Source organism: Pseudoalteromonas sp. EB27 (assembly GCF_001974875.1).
GTDB lineage: Bacteria > Pseudomonadota > Gammaproteobacteria > Enterobacterales > Alteromonadaceae > Pseudoalteromonas.
Map to the genome: position 1 here is coordinate 120,791 of NZ_MTQD01000012.1, position 26,058 is coordinate 146,848.

20 protein-coding genes are annotated in these 26,058 nt (G+C 40.2%); 14 read left to right on the forward strand and 6 right to left on the reverse strand.

What is annotated here, in order from left to right; all coding sequences use genetic code 11:
- Positions 1 to 154: 154 nt before the first annotated feature.
- Complete coding sequence (locus tag BW142_RS14445) at positions 155 to 1,516, forward strand: hypothetical protein (protein ID WP_076925304.1); 1,362 nt, start codon at positions 155 to 157, stop codon at positions 1,514 to 1,516.
- Positions 1,517 to 1,643: 127 nt separating this feature from the next.
- Entirely contained in the window at positions 1,644 to 4,283 is a 2,640-nt protein-coding gene (locus tag BW142_RS14450) for a DUF2339 domain-containing protein (protein WP_076925305.1), read from the forward strand.
- 103 nt (positions 4,284 to 4,386) lie between these two features.
- On the opposite strand, the gene BW142_RS14455 is transcribed toward BW142_RS14450, so the two are convergent.
- Positions 4,387 to 7,827, reverse strand: a complete 3,441-nt coding sequence (locus tag BW142_RS14455; RefSeq protein ID WP_076925306.1) for a PAS-domain containing protein — start codon at positions 7,825 to 7,827, stop codon at positions 4,387 to 4,389.
- Positions 7,828 to 8,239: 412 nt separating this feature from the next.
- On the opposite strand from BW142_RS14455, the gene BW142_RS14460 reads away from it, so the two are divergent.
- The 12 genes from BW142_RS14460 (at position 8,240) to BW142_RS14515 (ending at position 22,021) form a co-directional block, all read left to right on the forward strand.
- On the forward strand, positions 8,240 to 8,503 hold the full coding sequence (locus BW142_RS14460) for a DUF4212 domain-containing protein (protein WP_007377498.1): 264 nt from the start codon (positions 8,240 to 8,242) through the stop codon (positions 8,501 to 8,503).
- Positions 8,504 to 8,513: 10 nt separating this feature from the next.
- Entirely contained in the window at positions 8,514 to 10,238 is a 1,725-nt protein-coding gene (locus BW142_RS14465; RefSeq protein ID WP_076925307.1) for a sodium:solute symporter family protein, read from the forward strand.
- A 123-nt stretch (positions 10,239 to 10,361) separates the two neighbouring features.
- Positions 10,362 to 12,200 (forward strand): DUF294 nucleotidyltransferase-like domain-containing protein, encoded by a 1,839-nt coding sequence (locus BW142_RS14470; RefSeq protein ID WP_076925308.1) that lies wholly within the window; start codon positions 10,362 to 10,364, stop codon positions 12,198 to 12,200.
- Between the two features lie 15 nt (positions 12,201 to 12,215).
- On the forward strand, positions 12,216 to 12,839 hold the full coding sequence (locus BW142_RS14475) for a 3'-5' exonuclease (RefSeq protein ID WP_076925309.1): 624 nt from the start codon (positions 12,216 to 12,218) through the stop codon (positions 12,837 to 12,839).
- 138 nt (positions 12,840 to 12,977) lie between these two features.
- Positions 12,978 to 13,712, forward strand: coding sequence for an SIMPL domain-containing protein (locus tag BW142_RS14480; RefSeq protein WP_076925310.1), 735 nt, complete (start codon positions 12,978 to 12,980; stop codon positions 13,710 to 13,712).
- 79 nt (positions 13,713 to 13,791) lie between these two features.
- Positions 13,792 to 14,454 carry a peroxiredoxin-like family protein gene (locus BW142_RS14485; protein ID WP_076925311.1) on the forward strand — a complete coding sequence of 221 codons (663 nt, stop codon included), beginning with the start codon at positions 13,792 to 13,794 and terminating at the stop codon, positions 14,452 to 14,454.
- 178 nt (positions 14,455 to 14,632) lie between these two features.
- Positions 14,633 to 15,649 carry an erythrose-4-phosphate dehydrogenase gene (gene epd / locus BW142_RS14490; protein ID WP_024598978.1) on the forward strand — a complete coding sequence of 339 codons (1,017 nt, stop codon included), beginning with the start codon at positions 14,633 to 14,635 and terminating at the stop codon, positions 15,647 to 15,649.
- A gap of 64 nt (positions 15,650 to 15,713) precedes the next feature.
- Positions 15,714 to 16,889, forward strand: a complete 1,176-nt coding sequence (locus BW142_RS14495) for a phosphoglycerate kinase (protein ID WP_024598977.1) — start codon at positions 15,714 to 15,716, stop codon at positions 16,887 to 16,889.
- Between the two features lie 200 nt (positions 16,890 to 17,089).
- Positions 17,090 to 18,154 carry a class II fructose-bisphosphate aldolase gene (fba, locus tag BW142_RS14500; RefSeq protein WP_007587174.1) on the forward strand — a complete coding sequence of 355 codons (1,065 nt, stop codon included), beginning with the start codon at positions 17,090 to 17,092 and terminating at the stop codon, positions 18,152 to 18,154.
- A gap of 720 nt (positions 18,155 to 18,874) precedes the next feature.
- Complete coding sequence (gene phoB, locus BW142_RS14505) at positions 18,875 to 19,564, forward strand: phosphate regulon transcriptional regulator PhoB (RefSeq protein ID WP_006791869.1); 690 nt, start codon at positions 18,875 to 18,877, stop codon at positions 19,562 to 19,564.
- 65 nt (positions 19,565 to 19,629) lie between these two features.
- Complete coding sequence (gene phoR, locus BW142_RS14510) at positions 19,630 to 20,937, forward strand: phosphate regulon sensor histidine kinase PhoR (RefSeq protein ID WP_076925312.1); 1,308 nt, start codon at positions 19,630 to 19,632, stop codon at positions 20,935 to 20,937.
- Positions 20,938 to 21,052: 115 nt separating this feature from the next.
- Positions 21,053 to 22,021, forward strand: coding sequence for a phosphate ABC transporter substrate-binding protein PstS family protein (locus tag BW142_RS14515; protein ID WP_024598975.1), 969 nt, complete (start codon positions 21,053 to 21,055; stop codon positions 22,019 to 22,021).
- A 70-nt stretch (positions 22,022 to 22,091) separates the two neighbouring features.
- Here BW142_RS14515 and BW142_RS14520 read toward each other — a convergent pair whose 3' ends face one another.
- The 5 genes from BW142_RS14520 to pcnB are packed head-to-tail and all read right to left on the reverse strand — an operon-like array spanning position 22,092 to position 25,868.
- Entirely contained in the window at positions 22,092 to 22,328 is a 237-nt protein-coding gene (locus tag BW142_RS14520) for a hypothetical protein (RefSeq protein WP_076925313.1), read from the reverse strand.
- Positions 22,329 to 22,361: 33 nt separating this feature from the next.
- Entirely contained in the window at positions 22,362 to 23,210 is an 849-nt protein-coding gene (gene panC / locus BW142_RS14525; RefSeq protein ID WP_024603833.1) for a pantoate--beta-alanine ligase, read from the reverse strand.
- On the reverse strand, positions 23,210 to 24,004 hold the full coding sequence (gene panB, locus BW142_RS14530) for a 3-methyl-2-oxobutanoate hydroxymethyltransferase (protein WP_024603834.1): 795 nt from the start codon (positions 24,002 to 24,004) through the stop codon (positions 23,210 to 23,212). Before panB ends, panC begins: the two co-directional genes overlap by 1 nt.
- Positions 24,005 to 24,034: 30 nt before the next feature.
- Positions 24,035 to 24,520 (reverse strand): 2-amino-4-hydroxy-6-hydroxymethyldihydropteridine diphosphokinase, encoded by a 486-nt coding sequence (gene folK / locus BW142_RS14535; protein WP_024603835.1) that lies wholly within the window; start codon positions 24,518 to 24,520, stop codon positions 24,035 to 24,037.
- A 4-nt stretch (positions 24,521 to 24,524) separates the two neighbouring features.
- A complete protein-coding gene (gene pcnB, locus BW142_RS14540; protein ID WP_253188823.1) occupies positions 24,525 to 25,868 on the reverse strand; it encodes a polynucleotide adenylyltransferase PcnB in 1,344 nt (447 codons plus the stop codon).
- Positions 25,869 to 26,058: the final 190 nt, after the last annotated feature.

The window sequence follows — 26,058 nt, forward strand, 5'->3', positions numbered from 1 at the left end:
TTATATTAAAACACGTCCTTATTGTTTGCACATTTACTACACTTTTTAACGTTTTCGTAAGTAAGTGTCAGTGAGGGTAATGCTTTGTAAATCATGAAATTAAAATAGAATGTTTGGGTCATAATGGAGATATTAATAATAAGGAATAACCTTAATGACCAACTCCCTTTTAAAAGCTGCATTACCCTTAAGTCTAATTACTATTTTGTCGGGCTGCGGCTCTGACGATAGCTCAAGCTCTACAGGTTACATCCAATTGTATAACGGCTCTTACAATAGCCCATACACACGTTTGTTTGTTGAAGAAACAGAGCGTTCAGGCGCTGATTTTGCCGATGTAACTACTCGCCATAACTACAGTACAGGTACTTATGATGTAAGTTTTGAATACCTAGATGCTAACGACAGCTATATAACAATTAGCGACCAAGAAATTTCTATTAAAGGTGACAAAACACAGTTAGTAGTAATGAGCGGCAACTTCGATGAACCTACATTTACAGAGCTTAGCGTACCTATCACAAGCGATACGGGTGAGTTTAACTTAGGGTTTTATAATATTGCAGGGGAAGACACTAACTACGATATTTACTTAGCAACTGATGATGGCGTATTTGAAAGCGCGACACTTTTTTCATCGGCTCAATATTTAAGTGAGTTAGACCTGCAAAGCATTGATGAAGGTTATTACACTATTTATATAACTCAAGCGGGCAGCAGTGATGTTGTGTACGAGTCGTCATCTGTTTATTTATACGACGAAGCAAGCTATGTAGCAATGATCCGCCCAAGTTATGCAACAGAAGAAGGCGGTATTACGCTTGATGTAGTAACCGATAATAATTACGTTACTGAGCTTAAGCACCAATCTGCGTTGGGGCAATTACGTTTTATAAATACGATTGATGACTACTCGCCAGTTAGCTTTTCGGCTACACGTGGCACAACTGTAAATACAACAAATACAGTCGCTAGTGATTCGTATACAGACTATGTTGAACTTTCGCCTAATAGTTACAGCGTAGCGATGTACGACGAAGAAGGCACAAAGCTTGCCGATAACTTTTTAATGACGCTAGAGCGTGAGCAAAGTGCGGTGGGTATTTTTTATAACGACGTTGATAACGGTCTACGTATGATGAGCGTTGAAGAAAACCTAACGCCAAGTAGTTACAGCCATACGGTATCGGTTGTAAACCTAATTGAAAGCTACGCAGGGCAGTCGGTTTCAGATGTAGATGTGTACTTTACACTTAACGGCGAAACGGTAGACGACACCAGTAACGTAGTTGATGGTTTAGATAGATACGATCAAGAAGAGCAGGTTGTAGATAACGAAGTTTACACTGTTTATGCTGTATATGAAGACAACGGTCAGCAAATTGTGCTTATTCAACAAAGCGATATGGACTTTACACAAGAGGGTAATTACATATTGATTTTAGAGCATGATGAAACAACAAGCTCAGGTTATAAAATGACCCTAGAGCGTACTATTACCGATAGTGTTGAATAAACCTAAATATATTATGTAGCGTAAAGCCTAAGTACTTTAAGTGCTTAGGCTTTTTTTATCGAACAAAATTTACCTACTTATTAATAATTAGGTACACTCAGGGCATAATAATTAATAAGAGTGTGCCATGGATGATTTAGTTGGGTTAGCCGTTATAGTAATACTGGTTGTAGTTGCCGGTGCTATTTGCGGCTTAATAGCGCTAGTGCAGTTAAATGGATTAAAACAAGAAGTTGCTGTTTTAAGGGCCAAAGTCACACACTTACAAACACATAAACCGATATCGCAAAGTGAACCTCAAAGCGAAGCATCTACTGCTCAGGTAGCGCTTTCAAGGTCTGAGCCAATCGCTTATAAAGCACGGTCAAACTTAACGCCCCAAAGCGCGTCACCACCTGTAATAAATCAGCCATCAGCGCCTCCTAAAAAAGCCAAACCAGCTAAAGCATCAGCCATAGAGTTACTCTTTAATAAACTACGCGGAGGGTTTGAAGAGAACTGGATGACCTGGATAGGCGCAATAGCGCTTGCGTTTGGGGGCATATTTTTAGCTAAATACAGCCTAGAAGCTGGATTACTATCGCCTGTAATGAGGTTGAGTTTAGGTGGCTTATTTGGGCTTAGCTTAATTGCAGCCGCGGCTTATTTACATCATAAACGCGTTGTATTTGAAGGCTTTAATAATTACATACCCGCAGCGCTTGCAAGCGGCGGGTTTATTACCTGTTTTGCTTTAACGCTTTTAGCTTACAGTAGCTACGATATGCTTAGCCCTACCGTGGCATTTTTTGCACTGGCAGTTATTGCAATTAGTGCAAGTGCAATGGCGCTTAGGTTAGGCCCATTATTGGCTGTATTAGGTATTATTGGCGCTTATAGTGTACCAATATGGGTTAATACAGGCAGCGGTAACTTGTTTGCGTTATTTATGTATGTTGGTTTTGTAAGTTTGTCGGCTGCGTTAGTTGCACATAAAGTGCAGCGAGCTTGGTTGTGGTATTTATTATGGGCAGGGCACATTGGCTGGTATTTAGTTGGTTTTACGCTACTTGAAGTTAATACCGTTTGGTTAATGGGGGCATTTGCTTTACTTAGTATTGTAGGGTTAATTGCTATACCGCGCTTAGGTCTAAAACTGAATGTTATTGAACATCGCCCGTACAGTTTAAAACGCTTAATTAAAGTGCTTCCAGATCATGCATTACTACTCGCTTTTATAGCGCCCTTAATATTTACTATGTTGATCAGTCACTTTGATATGCAGTGGCAAGCAATCGGCGTGTTAAGTATTGTATTGGTGTTGTTTTTAGTCCTTAAAAATAGCCGTTGGGATATTTGGCAGGGCGTAGCGTTAGTTATTTCAACGCTATTAGTGTTAGGCGCTCAGCGCACGCATCTTTCGCCAAATCTATTTGATGACGCACTCTTTATATTCAAAAATGAGTATGGTTTGGGTTTATTACTCGGATTGTTACTTACTACTTTTGGGCTTTATTACGGTAAAAAACAGATTAAGCGTTTAGCGTTTCATATTACGGGGGCATTTAGTGTATTTGTAATGATAGCTACTTTATATACGCTTATTCCTAATTCCGCGTTAAGTACTGCATATCCACTTTGGGGTGTTGTATTGTTTATAGTGGCAGCTATTTTAATAAAGTCTGCGCAACATAATACAACGCTATTTCAGCGTTTTACTTATTGGGTAGGTGCTAATGCCAATATTACGTTAGCAATTACCATGCTATTAAGTGACAGCGGCCTAACCATTGCTCTTGTTGTACAAGTATTACTTATAAGCGTACTTATTAAGCGCTATAACGTGCCTATGCCACATTGGCCTATAAAAGCCTTGGTTGCTGCGTTATTACTGCGCTTAACGCTTGCGCCTTGGACACCAAGCTACGATGCGTTAACGGTATTTGGTTTGCATTGGAGTATTGTGGTTTATCCGTTATGTATCGCGTTATTTTTTGCCGCAGCTAAGTGCTTTGACTCATCAAAACTTAAAATATGGCTCGAAGGTGCAGCCCTTCATTGTTTAGCGCTTTTTATTACTACCGAAACAAGTTATCAGCTAGTAGGGCATTATCCGCAATTTGATTCACTTAACTTTTACGAACAAATACTCCTTACCTGTAACTGGCTGGCATTAGGGTGTGTGTATTTACACAGAGCAAAACTTGCCGGTACTTTAGCTAAGTTATATAAAGTGGCGGGTTTTGCACTTGCGGGATTAGCAGGGCTTTTTGCTATTAAAACACTACTTGACGATAACCCATTATTTGAATCACTTTACATAGGTGAGCTGCCAATATTTAACTGGTTATTACTATTGTGGTTAGTTCCTGCAGGATTAACGCTTTGGCTGGCCAAGCTTGTAAAACCAATAAATGCTAAAGCTACGCCATTTATATTGGCCGTTGCGGGTGGCTTTATATTATTGGCAATAAACAGCTTTATTCGTCAGTACTGGCAAGGTCCTTACATTTACTTATCAAAAGGCGCAAGCAATGCAGAGCTTTATAGCTACTCTGTTATTTGGTTAGTATTGGGTGCGGGTACTGTTATTTTTGGTCATTTAAAAAATCAATTATTAATACAAAAAGTAGGCCTAGGCATACTAGCTGCAGTTATTGTTAAAGTGTTTTTAATTGATATGGCTAACTTGGAGGGCTTACTTAAAGCGCTTTCGTTTATTGGATTAGGGCTTTCGTTGGTGGGGTTAAGTTGGTTGTTCCAAAAGCTTAGAAGCCGAGTTAGCTAAGTAAACAGATCTCACGCTAAGTAAAGTTAGCTAAAGCAAAGCCCAGTATTAATACTGGGCTTTTTGTTTTGTGCCGGTAAAAGTTAGCTAATAGTTATTGGTATTAGGTGCTGTGATTAAGCAAGGCTTTTAGTTTACCTGGCTTAATTGGCTTACTTAAATAATGAATATTAGCGGCTTTGGTTTCTTGTTTAAGTTCTGTGTCGCGCACTGCTGTAATTAAAATAGCAGGTACTTGGCTTTGCCATATTTCACGCAGAGTTTTAATAAGCGTAATGCCATCACAGTCATCACCTAATTGATAATCCATTAGAATAACATCGGGTGCCCCGTTTTCTTTAGCGTGCCTTAGTACCGTATCTACGTTATCAAACAGTGTGTAATTAGCCTGCCACTTCTTAAGTAAACTTGCCATTGCTGCTAGGTTTTCGGGGTCGTCGTCTACGGCTACAATATTTATAGCAGCGCGATTTTCTATTAAGTTACTTGCCGTAGGTTTTTGTTGTACAAATTGTACATCGCCGTAGGGCACTTCAATACTAAAGCGGCTACCTTTATTAGGTTCTGAATGTACGTCTAGCGGTAAGCTTAATAGGTCTGCCATTCGTTTTACTACGCCAAGCCCTAAGCCAACGCCTTTGTTATCGCCCGACTCAACACGGTAAAAGTCGTTAAATATTTTAGCTTGCTCTACTTCGCTAATACCTGGGCCTGTATCCCATACTTCTATTCGTAAATTGTGTTTACGGTTTCTACAGGCAATTAATACACGACCATTATCGGTGTATTTAACTGCATTAGAGACCAAGTTTTGAATAATTCGGCGCAGATAGGTTATATCGCTGTGCACAATTTGCTGGTTTGAACGCACACTAAGTTTAAGCCCTTTATCACTTGATAAAATAGCGTATTCACTTTGCAGTGGCGCTAAAATATCTTCAATATAAAAGTGGCGAGGGGTAGGGGTCATAGCGCCTTGCTCAAGCTTAGCTATTTCAAGCAATGCCGACATTAAATGCACGGTTGAATCGAGACTGTCGCCTAGTTTTTCAAAGCTGTTTTGGTTAGTGCTGTCGAGCTGTTTTTCGTCAATAGCGGCAAGGTATAAACGTGCTGCATTTAACGGCTGTAAAATGTCGTGGCTCGCCAGTGCTAAAAAGCGCGTTTTACTGTCGTTGGCTTGCTCTGCTTCTCGTTTGGCTAAAGTAAGTGCTTGCTCAGTTTGTACACGGCTATCTATTTGAGCTTGTAAGTCTTTATTGATAGTTTGCACTTCTTGAGTACGTGCTTCTATGCGGTTTTCAAGATCCATGTTTACTTCTTCAAGCGCATTTTGCGTACTTATGTGGTTTGTAATATCTGAAAAGCTGGTAACAAATCCGCCATCGGGCAGCGGATTACCAATCATTTCGTATACTTGGCCATTACGACGGTGGCGAATAAAATGATGCGAGCTGCCATATTTTAAATGCTGTACACGTTTTTCTACTTGGCGTTCTATTTCGCCTGGGCCACATTCACCACGGTTAGCGTTGTATCTAATAATGTCTTCTATGGGTTGGCCTACTTCTAAAAAGCCTTCAGGGTAGCCAAACATTTCATTGTAGCGTTTGTTCCATGCAACGAGTTTTAAATCTTTATCAACAACTGAAATACCGTGGCTTAAATTTTCGAGTGAGGTAAATAACAGATTTTGATTAAATTGCAACGCTTGTGTGGTTTCGTCAAAAAAGTTTACTACTTCCTCAAACGCCATACGTTTACCCGACGATACCGTATGTATTAACGCTTGTGCCGACGATGCACCAAGCACGCCCGTTAATGCGCGTTCGCAGTAAGCTATAAATTCAGGCTCTGGGTGTGCGTTGTTATCACTTAAATGATGGGCGAGTGCGTAATGGGCCAGTACTTGTTGGCTGCGCTGAATACCTAGAAATGTTTGCAGTAGTATTTTAAAGTCGTAAACGGTGGCTTTTACGTCTTTATTTAAGCGCCTTGATAAAATAGTCTGATCTTTAGGGTTAACAAAAGCAGCGGCCTGAATTTTATCAATTAAGCGCTCCTCAGCCCCAAGTGAAAAACTAATATAACAACCAATATTGGCAAACAAAGCTATCAAGGTTCCACGCGTTATAAGCGTTTGTTGCAGCTCGCTATCAAGGGTTGTACCGGCATCGAGTATTGGCAGCATTAAAAATAGTATCCAGCAAATAAAGCCTGCTACTAAACCCGCATACACCCCATAAGCATGACCTTTTCGCCAATATAAACCACCCACAATAGAGGGCAGCAATTGGGTAACAAGTGAAAATGCGACCAAGCCCATACTGGCCAGTGCGCTACTATGGCCAAACCATTGCTGATAGAAATAGGCCAAAATTAATATGCCTGCAATAGCAAAGCGCCTTACAAGTAATATACGAGACTTATAACTGCTGGTAATTAAGTTACGTTTAAACTTTCTACGCAGCATTAACGGCAATACCACATCGTTTGAAATCATCGTGCTTAATGTAAGCGTTGCTACCACTATCATTGCGGTGGCGGCAGATAGTCCACCTATAAATACAAAAGTGGTTAAGAATGCATTGTCGTTAATTAAAGGTAGGGCAAGTACAAAGCTGTCGGGTGAATAACCGCTGCCAATTTCAGGATGAATGGCCGCAGTCGCAATAGGTAAAATCATTGCGGCTGTTAGTAGTAAATACAGCGGAAAAGCCCAGCGAGCGGTAAGTAAGTGGCGTTTGTTTTGATTGTCGACCACGGTTACATGAAACTGGCGAGGCAAACATATAATAGCCGCTGCAGCCATTAAAGACTGGCCAATAAAGTTAAAGCTAAAAAAGTTAAAGTTAGTCCAGTGATCCCAAATCGATTCGGTTACTTTATTTGCAGCGGTTTCGGGCAAGTTAAATAGTGTAAATACTGCAAGTCCAGCAACAGCAATAAGGGCAATCAGTTTAATCATTGATTCAAATGCAACAGCAAGCATTAACCCAGAACGATATTCAGTTACATCAACCTTGCGTGTACCAAAAAATATGGCAAACAAAGCCATAATTAATGTAGCCGAAAGCGCGAGCATATCACCGGATATTTTAGTACTACTTTGCAGCAGTAAAAAGCTGGTACTGAGCGCTTTTAATTGCAGTGCAATGTAGGGAATAGTCGCTAGTAACGCGATTACAGTAACCATAATCGCCGTAGTTTGGCGTTTGCCGTAACGAGCTGAAATAAAATCGGCAATAGTGGTTATGTTTTGCTTTTTACTCACAAGTACCAATTTACGTAAAAACCCTTGGCCGAAAAAAAACAACAAGGCAGGGCCAAGTAAAATGGGTAAATAACTCCAACTGCTGGTGGCCGCTGTACCTACCGAGCCGTAATAAGTCCACGACGTACAATAAATGCCTAATGACAGTGAATATACAAAAGGATGGTGGCTAATACGCTTTGCCAAAGGTGTTGTTTTATCGCCCCAGTTGGCAAGCCAAAACAGCACACCTATATAACTTAAAGCAACAATAATGAGTACGGCAGTCATGTTGTTATTAAACCTTATTATTTTAAATAGTCCCTCATCCCTATGAGGGATTAACACAATACCAGAACTCCTAGCGAGTGTGCGTGCAGATTTTTATTTCTAAATGGTATTTATATTTTAAGTTGTTGAATTTAAGTGGTTAAATTTAAATTTGTAATTATATTAGACTAATGTCGCAGTATTAACTAATTTGTAACATCTCCTGTATTTTAAATATCCATAAATGATTAACTTTATGTAATTAAAAGGTTTTTGGTTTTTTAAATAAAATTCAATCTGCAGTTTACGTAAACGTTAACAAGCTGTTACGACTATGGTCTCAATTCAATATTTAACCAGCGTTGCTAAATTGGTAAGCGAAGATAAAAAACCACTCATCGCGATATTGCGGTGCTTAAAGGGGAAAACAAAAATGGCTTTTAAAGATGAAGAACAAGCAAAAGCTTATTGGGCAGAAAACATTTCACTGTTATTTAAACTATTAGCAGTGTGGTTTATCGTGTCTTTCGGCTTTGGCATATTACTGGTTGATGTACTTAATGAAGTGCGTTTTTTTGGGTTTAAACTTGGCTTCTGGTTCGCCCAGCAAGGCGCGATTTATACCTTTGTTGCTTTGATTTTTGTGTACGTTTTCAAAATGAATACGTTAGATAAAAAATACGGCGTAGACGAATAGGAGCTAAGCAATGGATGTTCAAACACTCACGTTTATAATTGTTGGTTTAAGCTTTGCGCTTTATATCGGCATAGCAATTTGGGCCCGAGCGGGTTCAACTAAAGAGTTTTATGTAGCAGGCGGCGGCGTACCTCCTCTTGCTAATGGTATGGCAACAGCCGCGGATTGGATGAGCGCCGCGTCGTTTATTTCAATGGCGGGTATTATTTCGTTTGCAGGTTACGATGGCAGCGTTTACTTAATGGGGTGGACTGGTGGTTATGTACTATTAGCTATGTGTTTAGCGCCTTACTTACGTAAATTCGGCAAGTTTACCGTGCCTGACTTTATTGGCGACCGTTACTATTCACGCACCGCGCGTTTAGTGGCAATTGTATGTGCCATATTCATTTGTTTCACTTACATTGCAGGGCAAATGCGTGGTGTAGGCGTGGTATTTTCACGCTTTTTAGAAGTAGAAATTGAAACCGGTGTTTACATTGGTATGGTGATTGTATTTTTCTACGCCGTACTTGGCGGTATGAAAGGCATTACCTACACGCAAGTAGCGCAGTACTGTGTACTTGTATTTGCATACCTTGTACCAGCCATTTTTATCTCGATGATGATGACGGGTCACTTCTTCCCACAAACAGGTTTTGGTGCCACATTAATTGGCAGCGATGGCGTGTACGTACTTGATAAACTGGACGGTCTAAGCGCTGAGCTTGGTTTTGCACAGTACACCGAAGGCTCTAAGAGCATGATTGACGTGTTCGCTATTACTGGTGCATTAATGGTAGGTACTGCTGGTTTACCACATGTAATTGTTCGCTTTTTCACTGTACCTCGCGTAAAAGACACGCGTATTTCTGCAGCATGGACTCTTGTGTTCATCGCGATTGTTTATACCACAGCACCAGCGGTTGCCTCGTTTGCTCGTGTAAACATGATTGATACCATAAACGGTAAAGATGGCAGTGGTACAGAGTATGCAGAAGCACCAGGGTGGATTAAAAACTGGGAACGCACAGGTTTAATTACATTTGATGATAAAAACGGCGATGGCAAAATGTTCTACACGGCGGGTAAAATCACCGATCCGAACAGTGCTAACGAAGTAAACGTAGACCGCGACATTATGGTATTAGCTAATCCAGAGATTGCTAACTTACCAGCGTGGGTAATCGCACTTGTAGCTGCGGGTGGTATTGCCGCTGCACTGTCTACAACAGCAGGTTTACTACTGGTTATTTCAACCTCTGTTTCGCACGATTTACTCAAGCGAACTCTCAAGCCCGATATTACCGACAAGCAAGAGTTACTTGCAGCGAGGTTGGCAGCCATGGTCGCTATTGTTATCTCCGCGTACTTTGGTATTAACCCGCCTGGATTTGTGGCATCGGTAGTGGCATTTGCATTCGGCTTGGCGGCAGCGAGTTTCTTCCCAGCAATTATTATGGGTATATTCTCTAAAACAATGAACCGCGAAGGCGCAATTGCAGGCATGGTAACGGGTATTGGCTTTACCGCTGCGTATATCATTTTCTTCAAGTTTGTTAGCCCAGAGCTAAACAGCCCTGAAAACTGGTTCTTAGGTATTTCACCTGAAGGTATTGGCTTAATTGGTATGATTATTAACTTTGCAGTAGCTGCAATTGTTCTTAAGTTTACTAAACCTACACCAGTTGAAATTCAACTAATGGTTGAAGGTATTCGTAACCCTAAAGGATCGGCTGAAGCGCATGACCATTAGCCACAATTTATAAGTTACAGTTTAGAAAACATAAAGCACCAAAAGCCCGACTTTAGTCGGGCTTTTTATTTGTTTAATAAATAAGTACATTGGTGTTGTGTATACTTTTTAATGAGTACAACAATGAGTGTAGAGCAACAAGAAATAGCCCAATACGTTTGTTTGCAAGCGCCTTTTACAATGCTTGATAGCAGCGCATACGAATATTTTGTAAATCATCTTGATATTATTTACCTCACCCGCGAAAACCAAACGCAGTGGTTACAAAGTGAAAACCCTAAACTATTTTTAATTCGCTCTGGTTTGTACGACCTAGTTGATGGCAAGGGGGATGTTGTTACACGCTTAGCGCAAGGTGATTATTTTGGTTTTCCGTCGCTGTTAACCGGCGAAGCAATTCAAAATAGGTTAGAGGTACAAAAAGAAGGCATAGTGTATATGCTCTCTCAAACGCATTTTGATTATTTACGCCGAGAATACAAATCGTTTGAGCAATACTTTGTACGCGCTCATGCTAACCGGTTGTTGTCATCGCATTATAAAAGTAAAAACGATAGTTGGTCTGAACGTAAAATATCAGAGCTGATGACCCGCACAGCAATTACACTTTCGCCCGATGCAAGTATTAGGCAAAGCGCTAAAAAAATGAAAGAGCATGGTGTCTCGTCAATAATGATAACGCAGCACGCGCACTTAGTGGGAGTTGTGACTGACCGCGATTTACGTAACCGCGTACTTGCTGACGAGGTAGACCCACAAGATGCAGTCAGCAGTATTATGACCGCCAAGCCCAAGTTTATATTTGAAAATAACCGGGTGTTTTCGGCGCTGCACTTAATGCTTAAATACAATATTCATCATTTGCCCGTGCTCGACGAAAACCATAACCCGATAGGAATGATAACCAGCACCGATTTACTGCGCCAACAAAAAAGTGACCCCGTACAGCTTATTGGGCGCATATACAAAGCGCATACTGTTACTGATTTAAAACGCTACGCAAAAGAAATCCCCGAACTTTTGCGTGGTTTTTCGTACAACATTGACGACATATCGCTAATTGGTAAATTACTGAGTGGTTTAACTGATGCGCTTACATCGCGCCTTATTCATTTATTTCAAGAAGAGCATGGCGCAGCGCCAACCAGCTTTAGTTTTATTTGCTTTGGCTCGCAAGCACGAGAAGAACAAACCCTGCATTCAGATCAAGATAACGGCTTATTACTTCCAAACGACTTAACTCCCGAGCAACACGCTTACTTTAAAAGCATGGGGGAGTTTGTATGTGAAAACTTAGTTGAATGCGGCATTAGGCGTTGCCCAGGTAATATTATGGCAAGCAGCGATGAGTGCCGTATGAGCGTAAACGACTGGAGCGAGCGATTTTTTAAATGGATAAAAAGCCCAACGCCTGATGCAATGCTTAACTGTAAAATATTTTTTGACCTGCGATTTATTGAAGGCTCAAATACTTTATACACCGCTTTTTGCGAGCAATTAATTCGTATATCGCGTAACGACTTATTCTATGCCGCAATGGCAACCGACATAAGCAGCAACAGCGTGCCAATTGGTTTATTTAATAAATTTAAAACTGAAAAAACAGATCAAAATAATAAATATATAGATTTAAAAAAACGCGGTGTCGTAATTATAAATGACATAGTGCGGTTATACGCTTTAAAAGCGGGTATTAGGCGCGCCAACACACAAGAGCGGTTGGACGCACTACTAAAGCATAAACTGATCAGCAAAGAAGATATATACAACCTAAAAGACTGCTGGCGGTTCTTAACGCAGCTTCGCTTGAGTACACAAATAAACGAAGAGGGTTTACCGAGTAATTGTATTAACCCTAATAAATTAAACTCATTAGAGCGCCATCAACTAAAAGAAGCGTTTTACCTTGTTAAACAAGCGCAGCAAGCCGCCGCGTTTAAGTTTGCTCGTGGCAGTTTATAATGATGGATTACTAACATGGTAAAAAAGCTGCTCACTCGGTATTTAAAGCGCCGTAAATTACTAGGCAAAAATGCCTTACAACAACGTTATTTGGTGATTGATTTAGAGCTCACTGGCCTTGATGCAAAACAGCACGAAATTGTATCACTAGCGTGGGTGATAATAGATAACCAATGTATAAAAATGAGCGAGTCGCAGCACCTTATAAATAAAGACGTAAAAAGCCTAGCTCAAAGTCCTGTTTTTCATGGGATTAGCGATGATGCTATAGCAAAAGGGCAAAGCCTAAATAGTATATTAACGCAGTTAAGCAGACATTTTAGCGACTGTATTTTAGTGTTTCATAATGCCATGCTCGACTGGGGATTTTTAAAAATAGCGCTTAAAAATGCCAATATAACGATACGTCCCAAACTCATAATCGACACACTCCATATTGAACAAAAGCGCTTATTCCATCATTCAACTGAAATAAAACAAGATGATTTAACCCTAAATGCCTGTCGCACACGTTATGAGTTACCGAGCTATCATTGCCATCATGCCCTTACTGACGCACAAGCGACCGCCGAGTTACTGCTAGCCCAGTGCCATCAAATAAGCCGTGGCAAAGAGTTAAAAGTAGGCGAGTTGACGTAGGTTGGCTGTAGGCGGGGCTTTATGCCGCGCGAGATAAACTCCCGCCTACAATAAAGAGCAGTTTACTTTTATTGTTATCCGTATAACTATAGGTACAGTTACGTAATCATTATTTACTAATTACTTCAAGGAACGAACATGAAACTCATCACTACTATTTTCTTAACCTTATTCCCACTTATCACTTTTGCTAATTCAAGCTTGCCTGCTAATCGCCATATTGCAGTGCAGGGTACTGCAGAGGTATTAGCAAAGCCCGATATGGCTAAGATTTCTTTTGAAGTAATAAGCTTTAAAGACAAATCACTTGATGCTAAACGTGATGTTGATGATCGAGTAAATTTGTTACTTAAAGGATTAAGCAAGTACGGTGTTAAGGAGACGGATGTTTCTGCTACAAGCCTGTTAACTTACAATGATGACGACAAGTTTAATGTCGAGAGCGGTACAGCAATTAATGCAGGATATGTAGCAACAAGAACACTTAAAGTAACATTAAGAAATATTGAAAAGTTGAATGATTTTATCGATTTTGCATTAAGTGTAAAAATTAATGAACTGACGAATATTGAGCTTATGTCTTCAAAAGCCGCGCAGTTAGAAGCTGAAGCAACACAAGGCGCAATAGATAACGCTATAGTTAAAGGGGGTAAGCTTGCTAAAGCATTTGGCGCAGAGCTTGGAAAAATTTACAGTATTAATTCCAATTCTAACCGTTCAAGTTATGGTTATGGCGTAGATGATTTTGAGAGAATAGTTGTGAGCGGTTCTAAAGTTATTAGAAATCCATTTGAGCAAGGTAGATACCTGCAAGAAACTATTACATTTAAATCATCAATAAACGTGGTGTTTGATTTAGAAGTAAATGAATAAGTTAAAATTTTCATTTCAAATACATTTTCATAATGTAAGCTGGCTTTAAGTTTTTGATTAATTTGAAGGTAGCCATATTATGAGCGATGAAAATAACACGTTAAAAGCACAAACTGAGGCAAAAATAGCCGCAGGGCGAAAAGGTAATCCTGATTTCATGAAAGGTGTTGATGAAACGATTGCACAAGCAAAAGCGTTTCAGCAAGGTGCTAATGCACTTGATTTAAACCAAAGCGCACCAAGTTTTGAGTTACCAAATCAACATGGTCAATCGGTGCAGTTAACCGAGTTACTTGCTAAAGGACCTGTGGTTGTTACTTTTTATCGTGGAAGTTGGTGTCCGTACTGCAATTTACAGCTCAAAGCGCTTCAAGCACGTTTACCTGAAATTCACGCATTAGGCGCACAATTGGTGGCTATTAGCCCGCAAGTACCCGATGGCTCACTTAGTGATGATGAAATAAGTAAAATGGATTTTTTAGTGCTGAGTGATCAAAATGCCGATGTAGCAGCAAGCTACGGCGTAGCATGGCAAGTACCTACATTTTTACTAGAGCATATGCGAGTAGACCGAGGCCTAAATTTAGAGTCGGTTAATAATGGCAATAGTCGTGTTTTACCGATCCCTGCCACCTTTGTTTTAGATAAACAAGGTAAAGTGACTTGGCGTTATGTTGATGTTGATTATCGTACTCGTTCTGAGCCAGAAGATATAATTAGCGCATTAAAAAATTTAGTATAAAAAACTTAATTTAAAAAGTCAGAACCATCAAAGAGCTTGCAATGCGTAAGCTCTTTAACCTTAATTTAAAGTTTCTAATGCTTCCCTCTTATAATCAGATGCAAGGTCGATTACAATACAGCCATCTAAAAGGCGTATTGCCTTTATCTGCACGCTAAAAGAGTGGATTTTATATTTCATGGCAATCAAACTTGCAATTAATGGTTTTGGTCGTATTGGTCGAAATATTGTCCGCGCGTTATACGAGTCTGGTTTGAGCGACGATATAAAAATTGTTGCGATTAACGAACTTGCTGATCCTGAAGCTATTGCTCATTTATTAAAATACGACACATCCCACGGTCGTTTTTCTTTTCCTGTAAAACTTGGTGAAGACACCATTAGTGTTGCAGGCGATACCATTGCACTTTTTTGTGAAGAAAACCCAATTGAATTACCTTGGCAAACGCTCGATGTAGACGTTGTACTTGAATGTACGGGTGTTTATCACTCGCGTGAACATGCGCAGCTACATATTACTGCAGGCGCTAAAAAGGTGTTGTTTTCACACCCGGCTGATAACGATGTTGATGCTACGATTGTGTATGGCATTAACGACGATGAGCTTAAACGCGAGCACACAATTGTGTCTAACGGCTCGTGTACAACTAACTGTGTTGTGCCGGTTATTAAAGTATTAGATGATGCATTTGGTATTGAGTCGGGCGCTATTACAACGATTCATGCGTCGATGAACGATCAACAAGTGATTGATGGTTATCATCATGATTTACGCCGTACACGCGCTGCAAGCCAATCAATTATTCCAGTTGATACAAAGCTCGCCCGTGGTATAGACCGTATTTTACCTAAATTTAAAGGCCGTTTTGAAGCCATCGCCGTACGTGTTCCTACTATAAATGTAACGGCAATGGATTTAAGTGTAACGGTTAATACCGATGTAGATTTAAACGCAGTAAATAATGCACTTAAAGCACAAGCAAAAGACCGCTTAGAAGGTATTTTAAGTTATACCGAAGAGCCGCTTGTATCGGTTGATTTTAATCACGACCCACATTCTTGTATTATTGATGGCACACAAACACGTGTTAGTCACAAACGACTGATAAAGTTATTAGTATGGTGTGATAACGAATGGGGTTTTGCTAATCGCATGCTCGACACAGCGCGTGCTATGATGGCAGTGAATAAGTAATTTATTAATATAATAATTTTAAACGTATTTTTCAGGTTCAGTATCGTTAACTAAGGAGATGTTCATGTCGGTCATAAAAATGGCAGATTTAGATTTAAACGGCAAACGCGTATTAATTCGTGAAGATTTAAATGTACCAGTTAAAGCAGGTAAAGTGACGTCAGATGCGCGTATTCGTGCAGCACTACCTACTATTAAATTAGCGCTTGAGATGGGTGCTAAAGTAATGGTTATGTCACACCTTGGCCGTCCTACGGAAGGGGAATATGATGAAGAGTTTTCGCTAGCACCTGTCGCTGATTACTTAAACGATGCCCTTGAGCAAACTGTACGTTTAGAAAAAGATTACCTAAACGGTGTTGATATTGCTGATAACGAAGTTGTTGTTTTTGAAAATGTGCGCTTTAACAAAGGCGAGAAGAAAAACGACGAAGCCTTATCTAAGCAACTTGCAGCACTGTGTGATGTATATGTAATGGATGCATTTGGTACGGCTCATCGTGCACAAGCATCTACCCATGGCGTTGGCTTATTTGCTGATGTGGCATGTGCAGGTCCATTGTTATCAGCTGAGCTAGAAGCGTTAGGCAAAGCACTTGATAACCCAGCGCGTCCATTAGTAGCGATTGTTGGTGGTTCTAAAGTATCTACTAAGCTAACCGTTTTAGATTCACTTTCTAAAATTGTTGACCAATTAGTTACTGGCGGCGGTATTGCAAATACCTTTATTGCTGCATCAGGTAGCCCAGTTGGTAAATCGCTTTACGAACCTGATTTAATGGATGAAGCGAACCGTTTATGTGCAGCAGCGATTGCTAATAATGGTGAAATTCCGGTACCGACTGACGTAGTTGTTGGTAATGAGTTTTCTGAGTCTGCTGTAGCTACGCTTAAAGATGTAAGCGAAGTGACAAGCGACGATATGATTTTTGATATTGGTCCTGATACAGCGAGCAAGCTTGCAAAAATTATTGCAAATGCGGGCACTGTTGTATGGAATGGTCCTGTTGGCGTGTTTGAGTTTGACCAATTTGGTAATGGTACTCGTGCTATTGCTCAAGCAATTGCTAACTCAAATGCGTTTTCGATTGCTGGTGGTGGTGATACCTTAGCCGCAATTGATAAATACGGCATTGCCGATAAAGTTTCTTATATTTCTACTGGTGGTGGTGCGTTCTTAGAGTTTTTAGAAGGCAAAAAACTTCCAGCAGTTGAAATGCTAGAGTCGCGCGCTAAGTAATTTTAGTAGCGTAAGGTGGGGGTTAATAGCCCTCACCGACAATTAATTATTAAATACCTCTCACCCCAATTTAATAGTTAATTTAGACGGAATATTACTGCAAAGCAGTGGTTTTTCGTGGCGTTGTTATAACGCCAAACTAACACATCCGTTCAAACTAGATGGTAGGGAACTACTGTCGATAAATTGGAGAATACCCAATGGCTTTAATCAGTATGCGACAACTTTTAGATCATGCAGCAGAGCATGGTTACGGCGTACCTGCTTTTAACGTTAACAATCAAGAGCAAATGCGCGCAATAATGGAAGCGGCTGACAAAACAAACAGCCCAGTAATCGTTCAGGGATCAGCTGGTGCACGTGCTTATGCTGGTGCTCCATTTATTCGTCATATGATTTTAGCAGCCGTTGAAGAATGGCCACATATCCCCGTTGTTATGCACCAAGATCACGGCACATCGCCAGGTGTATGTCAGCGTTCAATTCAGCTTGGTTTTTCATCAGTAATGATGGATGGCTCGTTAATGAGCGACGGTAAAACCCCTTCAAGCTACGAATACAATGTAGAAGTAACGCGCGAAACTGTTGCTATGGCGCATGCCTGTGGTGTATCGGTTGAAGGAGAGCTAGGTGTGCTTGGTTCACTAGAAACAGGTGAAGCTGGCGAAGAAGATGGTGTTGGCGCAGAAGGGTTACTAACCACTGAGCAAATGCTAACAGATCCTGAAGAAGCGGCTGACTTTGTAAATAAAACACACGTTGATGCACTTGCAATTGCCTGTGGTACTTCACACGGTGCTTATAAATTTACTCGCCCACCAACCGATGACATTTTAGCGATTGATCGTATTAAAGCGATTCATGCGCGTATTCCTAACACGCATTTAGTGATGCATGGTTCGTCTTCTGTTCCACAAGAATGGTTAGAAATTATTAATCAGTATGGTGGCGAAATTCCAGAAACTTATGGTGTGCCGGTTGAACAGATTGTTGAAGGCATTAAGTTTGGTGTTCGTAAGGTAAATATTGATACCGATTTACGTTTAGCATCTACCGGTGCAATTCGCCGTCATATGGCGCTAAACCCATCTAATTTCGATCCACGTAAATACCTAGCTGAAGCAACTAAAGCAATGACAGAGATTTGTGTTGCACGCTATAACTCGTTTGGTACTTCTGGTCAGGCTAGTAAAATTAAGCCAATTTCACTTGATGAAATGCACCTTAAATACTTAAGCGGCGAACTTGATCCTAAAATTAGATAATAAATCTATTTTAAAATAAATAGTTTAAAAGCCAGTAACCCAGTTGCTGGCTTTTTTAATGCCTGTACTTTTATATTACAGGTTACTATTGATCAGATCACTGTATTACCAACACCTTACTTTGGGATCACGCATTTACTAACACAGCCTTTTCGGATCATTACTTTACTAAGCCAAATACACTTTTGCGCTATTTTAGCCTCTGAGATAATTTGATCGTTATTTATTTGTACAAACAATCAACAACTTATGGCTTTGACTAGGTACAACTCTGATCTGAGAGTAGATCGGCTTGGTAAAAATCTGATCCTTTATTTGGGGCTTAGTAAAATTTAGATCTATTTTTAAACGTATTGATTGTTACACAGGCGGGTTTGTTAATTTTAAAATAGCTTTAAAGTTACTTTTAAACGATCGATCTGTAAAAAAGTATTGGTTAGTAAAACAATGATCCCAGCTAATTTTGTATTATTTAATGATTTAACTAGCGACAAAAAGTAGATAATTTCAAAAATTAGCTATTTTATAAATTTATCGTAAATCTCTAATTATTACGTTAAATATTAAAAAGGTTTTAAAAATATGACGTTAATGAGGTTTTTTGTCACTAATTTGTGTTTTTTTTACCACCATTTTAATTTACACGTTACACTTTCATAAAAATGTCATACTTAGTCATAATAATGAAAACTAATTCGATAGCGTAAGAGATAAATTGGAATGTCACGTAAAGTACTAGTCGTAGATGACGAAGCTCCTATCAGGGAGATGTTGGTTTTTGTTTTAGAGCAAAATGGATTTCAAGCAATTGAAGCAGAAGATTACGACTCTGCTATTGCAGCTATGGTTGAACCTTACCCAGATATGGTTTTACTTGATTGGATGTTACCAGGTGGAAGCGGTATTCAAATTGCTAAAAAGTTTAAGCAAAACGAACACACCCGCCAAATCCCAATTATTATGCTTACAGCCCGTGGCGAAGAAGAAGACAAAGTACGCGGCCTTGAAGTAGGTGCTGACGACTACGTCACTAAGCCATTTTCTCCTAAAGAGCTTATGGCACGTATTAAAGCGGTTATTCGCCGTGTATCGCCAACCTCATTAGAAGAGGCTATTGAAGTACATGGCCTGCGTTTAGATCCTATTTCGCATCGTGTTACCTCAGAAGGTAACGAGCTTGATATGGGGCCAACCGAATTTAGATTACTGCACTTTTTTATGACCCACCCAGAGCGTGTTTATAGTCGTGAACAACTGCTTGATCATGTATGGGGAACTAACGTTTACGTAGAAGATCGCACGGTTGATGTGCACATTCGTCGCCTACGTAAAGCAATTGGCCCACTTGGACACGACCGTTTAGTGCAAACTGTACGTGGTGCTGGGTATCGTTTTTCAAGTAAGCTGTGATCAGCTTAAAGCTTAGCTAATGTGTGAAATATGCATGTATTACTACTCTAAGGTAAAGTGAGTGTATGTATCGAGTTGTTAATAAGCAGGCGTTAGTAAAGCGCCTGTTTATCTATTTTTTACCCTTACTATTAATTGGTGTGCTGGTTGGCGCGCCATTTTTGCTTTTATTTTTAGGATCTTTTTCCCTCCTTATTTGGCACTACCATCAACTTTATCGTTTGAGCGATTGGCTACTTAATCAACGTAGCTTTAATCCACCAGAGGGCGAGGGTGCATGGGAGCAAGTGTTTGAAGGTATTTATCATCTGCAGCACCGTAATCGTAAAAAACGTAATGAGCTTGCTGATTTAATTCGTCGCTTTCGCGATGGAGCTGAAGCAGTACCTGATGCGGTTGTGGTATTACAAAACGATTTAAGTATTGTGTGGTGTAATCAATTAGCGCTTAAAGTGCTTGGCCTGCAGTGGCCAACCGATCATGGTCAGCGTCTTGATAATTTAATTCGCGAACCTAAGTTTGCTAAATACATGCACAAAGGCGAGTTTGATGATGCGCTTGAGCTGGATAATGGTCATAGCGTTGAACAGGTACTTGAGTTTAGGGTAATGCCTTATGCAAGCACGCAACTTATGGTTGTTGTGCGTGATGTAACGCGCTTAAAACAGCTAGAACAGATGCGTAAAGACTTTGTAGCCAATGTGTCACATGAACTACGTACGCCGCTTACAGTGGTTACAGGGTATCTTGAGATGATGGATGGTGACATGATGCCGCCGCCAGCAATGTGGAACAAAGCGCAAAATACCATGCTTGAACAATGTAAGCGCATGGATAGCTTAGTCAGCCAGTTACTATCGCTTTCACGTATTGAGGGTGCACGGCGTCAAGACAACGATAAAGCTATAAACGTACCGCAATTACTTGGTTATATTCACACTGAAGCAAATTCAATTAACCAAGACAAAGGCCATGAGCTTATTTTCGATATTGATAAAACCCTTGATATTAAAGGCTCTGAGGATGAACTGCGTAGTGCGTTTTCTAATTTAGTATTTAACGCGATTCATTACACAAAACCCGGTGGCAAAGTGGAAGTATGTTGGCAACGCAAAAACAATAAAGCATGTTTTAGTGTTACCGATAATGGTGATGGTATTGCGCCTGAGCATATTAACCGTTTAACTGAGCGTTTTTATCGTGTTGATAAAGCCCGCAGCAGAACAACAGGTGGCTCAGGTTTAGGGCTTGCGATTACAAAACATGTACTAACGCGCCACGATAGTAAATTAAATATTAGTAGTGAAGTTAACAAAGGTTCGTGTTTTTCTTTTGAATTTTCAATAGATAAGATAGTTTCGCTAGCTAAGTAATTAGGCTGAAAAGCAAAGTCATAAAAGTGTCATTTAAGAGTAATGTAACTGTCATGTACTCACTTTAGAGTGGGCAGCAGTTAGAAAATGGGACGAACAAACCGGAGAACCCTACATGAAATTTAAAAACTTAGTTGCCGCAATGGGTGTGGCTGTTACAACTTTCGTATCTGCACAAGCAGTTGCTTTAGACCAAGATATTCCTGAGTATCAAAAAATTAGTGGTGTATCAGGTAACTTCTCATCAGTAGGTTCTGACACTTTAGCCAACATGATGACGTTCTGGGCTGAAGAGTACAAACGTATTTACCCAAATGTAAATATTCAAATTCAAGCGGCAGGTTCTTCTACTGCGCCACCGGCACTTACCGAAGGTACAGCTAACCTAGGTCCAATGAGCCGTAAAATGAAATCTAAAGAAATCGAAGCGTTCGAAAAACGTTACGGTTACAAACCAACAGAAGTACGTGTAGCTATTGATGCACTTGCAGTATTTGTACATAAAGATAATCCAATTGAAGGTCTTCGTATTGATCAAGTAGATGCGATTTTTTCATCTACTCGTAAATGTGGCGCATCAGAGCAAGTTAACCGTTGGAGCGATGTTGGTTTAACAGGTGACTGGGCAGCTAAAGACGTTCAACTTTACGGACGTAACTCAGTATCAGGTACTTACGGTTACTTTAAAAAGAAAGCACTGTGTAAAGGTGATTTCCGTAATAACGTAAATGAGCAACCAGGCTCTGCATCGGTAGTACAGTCAATTTCATCTTCATTAAATGCAATTGGTTACTCTGGTATCGGTTATAAAACATCGGGCGTACGTACAGTACCGCTTGCTAAAAAAGGCGATAACTTTGTTGATGCAACACTTGATAACGTTGCACAAGGTAAATATCCGCTATCGCGCTTTTTATATGTTTATGTGAATAAACACCCGAATAAGCCGCTATCACCTATGGAAGAACAATTTTTAAGAATGGTACTTTCAAAAGATGGTCAGCAAATTGTAGAAAAAGATGGTTATGTACCTCTTTCTGCAAAGCTAGTAAAAACAGAACTTAAAAAGCTTGGTTTAAATTAAGAAACTATAAGCAATAAAAAACCGCTCACTGAGCGGTTTTTTTGTGTCTAAAACTAAAAACTTTAAGGAATTAAATATTACCTAATTTTTCGGCTTGTACTTTACACTGATTGTAGCTCTCAACACATTTACCAGAGCATACTTGTTGCTTTAAGCTATCAGTTGTTGTTTGCTGTTCACATGTACTTTCACATTGGTAATTTTGTTGAGCACACTGATTCATTTCAGGGTTTTCAACTTGGTTTTGGCAACCTACTAATAGTGCAAAAGTAAGGGCGACTACGCTTGTTTTTATTAAAGTGTGCATGCTTCTTATCCTTAAAATGGAGTCGCAATAATATTAAATTTCGACTTGAATATTGTCGATCAATCTAACACCACCAAAATAGGCTGCGGCTAAAATAACAAATTGAGTATCTTCGATTGTAGCAGTTTTTAATGTATCTCGTTGAGCAATCTCAAAATAGTCTGGCTTTAGGCCTGCTTGCTCTAAACTTTGTTTAGCTAAGCTTTCAAGTTTTACGAAGTCTTTTTCGCCACTTTTAAGTTGCTCAGCGCATGTATTAAGTGCTTTGAATAATACGGTTGCTGTCGCTTTTTGCTCGTTCGATAAGTAACCATTACGCGAGCTCATAGCAAGGCCAGAAACTTCTCGCATTGTAGGTACACCAATAACTTCAACCGGAATTGATAAGTCGCGTGCCATGGTTTTAATTACTTGCAGTTGCTGAAAATCTTTTTCACCAAAGCAGGCGTAGTCTGGTTGTACAAGGTTAAATAACTTAGTCACTATTGTAGCAACGCCTCTGAAGTGGCCAGGACGTGAGCCACCGCAATAGCCTAATGAAATATCAGGCACATCTACAAAGCTTTGTGCACCAAGTCCATTTGGATAGATTGTATCTACACTTGGAGTAAACACAATATCAGTGCCTAGTTCAGCAAGGCCTTGCTTGTCTTCATTTAGCGTACGAGGATAGTTATCTAAATCTTCGTTAGCACCAAATTGCATTGGGTTAACAAAAATACTCACAACGACTTTATCGGCTAAGTTTTTTGCTTTTTCTACTAGCGAAAAATGCCCACGGTGCAAGTTGCCCATCGTTGGCACAAGTGCCACGCTAAGACCAGCTTGGCGCCATGCTTTAATTTGACTACGTAACGATCTAATTTCAGTAATTGACTGCATTATTTAAACTCGTGTTCAGCGCTTGGAAATGCGCCATTTTTAACGTCTGTACAATACTTTTGAACGGCTGCAGGCATATTGCCTGTTTCGAGCAAAAAGTTTTTAGAAAATTTAGGAATGTAACCTGCGGAAATACCAACAAGGTCATGCATTACCAGTATTTGGCCATCAGTTAGGCTACCAGCACCAATACCAATAGTTGGGATACTTAGAGCGTCTGTAATGCGTTTAGCCAATGCACTTGGAATACATTCAAGTACTAATAATTGTGCACCAGCGGCTTCTAGGGCTTTTGCATCATCAATCATTTTTTGTGCTTTGTCTTCTTCGCGACCTTGTATTTTAAAGCCACCAAATACATGTACTGACTGTGGTGTAAGGCCTAAATGCCCGCAAACTGGAATACCTTGTTGAGTAAGCGTTTTAATGCTCTCGTAAAGCCATTCTCCGCCTTCAAGCTTAATCATGTTTGCGCCAGCGCGCATAAGTTCAGCTGCATTTTTACAAGTATCACTTACGCTTGAGTAGGTCATAAACGGTAAGTCAGCAATTACAAATAATTCGCGACTACCGGCGCGTACACAGCGGGTATGATATGCAATATCTTGATTGGTTACGCCAAGGGTGTCATCGCCGCCTTGTAGTACCATACCCAAAGAGTCACCCACTAAAATAACTTCAACGCCGTTATCATGAAATAACTTTGCAAAACTAGCGTCGTAGGCTGTTAATGCAGTAATTTTGCTATTTTCTGCTTTCATTTTATTTAAAGTAGAAACGGTTATTTTAGACATAATATCCTCGCAGGCAAAAGCCTAGGTTAATTACAGAGGTAATTGTTGTAAGTCGTTGAGCGGTAAATTACTTGCAATGGTTTTTAATGCAACGCCGCTAGGTAAAATAAGTTCAGGTGCAAGCTCTAATAGCGGATAAACCACAAACTCGCGATCACTTAAACCATAATGAGGCACGGTTAAGCGCGCCGTATTTATAATTTGATCACCAAATAATAGAGTATCTATATCAAGAGTGCGTGGACCCCAACGCTCAGCTTTTCTTACTCGACCATGCTCAAGCTCAATGCTTTGTGTTAAATCAAGCAATTGCTCTGGCTTAAGGGTCGTTTTAATACACGCTACTGCATTGATATAGTCAGGTTGATCTTGTGGGCCCATAGGCTTACTAGCATAGTAATGCGATACGCTTATAAATTCACAATTGGGCAGCTTTTTAAGCGCGATTACCGCGTTATCAAGCTGCTCTTTTGGTGAGTTTAGGTTGGCACCTAAACCCAAATAAACACAGTACATGTTATTACTCAGCTGGCTTTTTAGTAGGTCGACGGCGTCTTCGCGGCTTAGGACCACCTTGATGACCTAAGTTTTTAACCATCTCTTTTTGGCCGTTTATATCTTGGCCTAAGTATTGTGTCCACCACTGGGCAAGCTCAGTATGCTGTGTTTCGCCTGCGTCTACGCGTAAGAGTAAAAAGTCGTAGGCGGCTTTGAAGCGAGGTTGCTGCGTTAGTCTGTAAGCACGTTGGCCTGCGCGTTTATCTAAGCGGTGCTGAATATGCCAAATATCGCGGGCGCCTAGAGTAAAGCGTTTAGGAACCGCAATGTGTTGTGAGTTATCGCTGAGTACTTTATTCATTGCTTGTGCGAAAGCGTCGTATTCTGCAAGTTGCTCTTGGCTTTGAATCTTTTTAGTACGTTCAAGCAGCGGAAACCAAAGTAGTGCGGCAAAAATAAACGCGGGTGTTACTTTTTTATCAGCATTAATGCGCTTGTCAGTATTTTGAAACATTTGCTGAATAAGCGTGTGTTCTAAGCCACTTGGGTTTTTATCTAAGATTTTATCAAGCTCAGGAAACAGTGAGCGGAATAAGCCGTATTTACGCAGCATTAAAAAGTTAGCTTCGGCCTTGCCGTTTAAAAACAGCTTAAGAATTTCTTCAAATAAACGTGCTGGCGGAATGTTATCAAGTAAACTTGCAAGCTCGCTAATTGGCTTTTCACTTTTAGGCGCAATGCTCATATCAAGTTTAGTAGCAAAGCGAACTGCACGTAACATACGAACAGGGTCTTCGCGGTAACGCGTTTCAGGGTCGCCGATTAGCTCAATTTGTTTAGCTTTAATTGCCGCTAAGCCGTTGGCGTAATCGTGAATACTAAAATCTTTGATTGAGTAATAAAGTGCATTGATTGAAAAGTCGCGGCGCTCTGCATCTTCTTCAATACTGCCAAATACGTTGTCACGTAGTAATTGGCCTTCATCGCTTGATTGGCTTATTTGATTTTTGTCTTCTTGCGCTTCGTGATGGCCACGCATAGTCGCCACTTCAATAATTTCACGGCCAAATACAATATGTGCTAAGCGGAAGCGACGGCCAATAAGGCGACAGTTTCTAAATAGTTTTTTTACTTGATCTGGCGTTGCGTTAGTAACTACGTCAAAATCTTTTGGCTGTTGGCCTAACAATATATCGCGAATACAACCACCAACAAGGTAGGCATCGTAGCCACCGTCTTTTAAGCGGTATAATACTTTGATTGCATTTGGGCTAAATTGTTTGCGAGAAATACCATGCTCACCACGAGTGACAACAATAGGTTCACTGCTTACAGAAGCGCTTTCGGCACTGGTATTCGGGCCGATTATTTGTCGGCAAAATTGAAAAAGCTTGGAAATAATAGTCTGTCTCCTAGAAGGTGTGATTGACTCTGCATCGCAATCAAAAGTTACAGCAAATAAGGCGGTTATAGCCCAGTACTAGCTGTTTGACGTAATTAGCATATATTTAGGCGGCTATCATATACCAGCAGGGTTTAAAAATTAAGTTGATGTG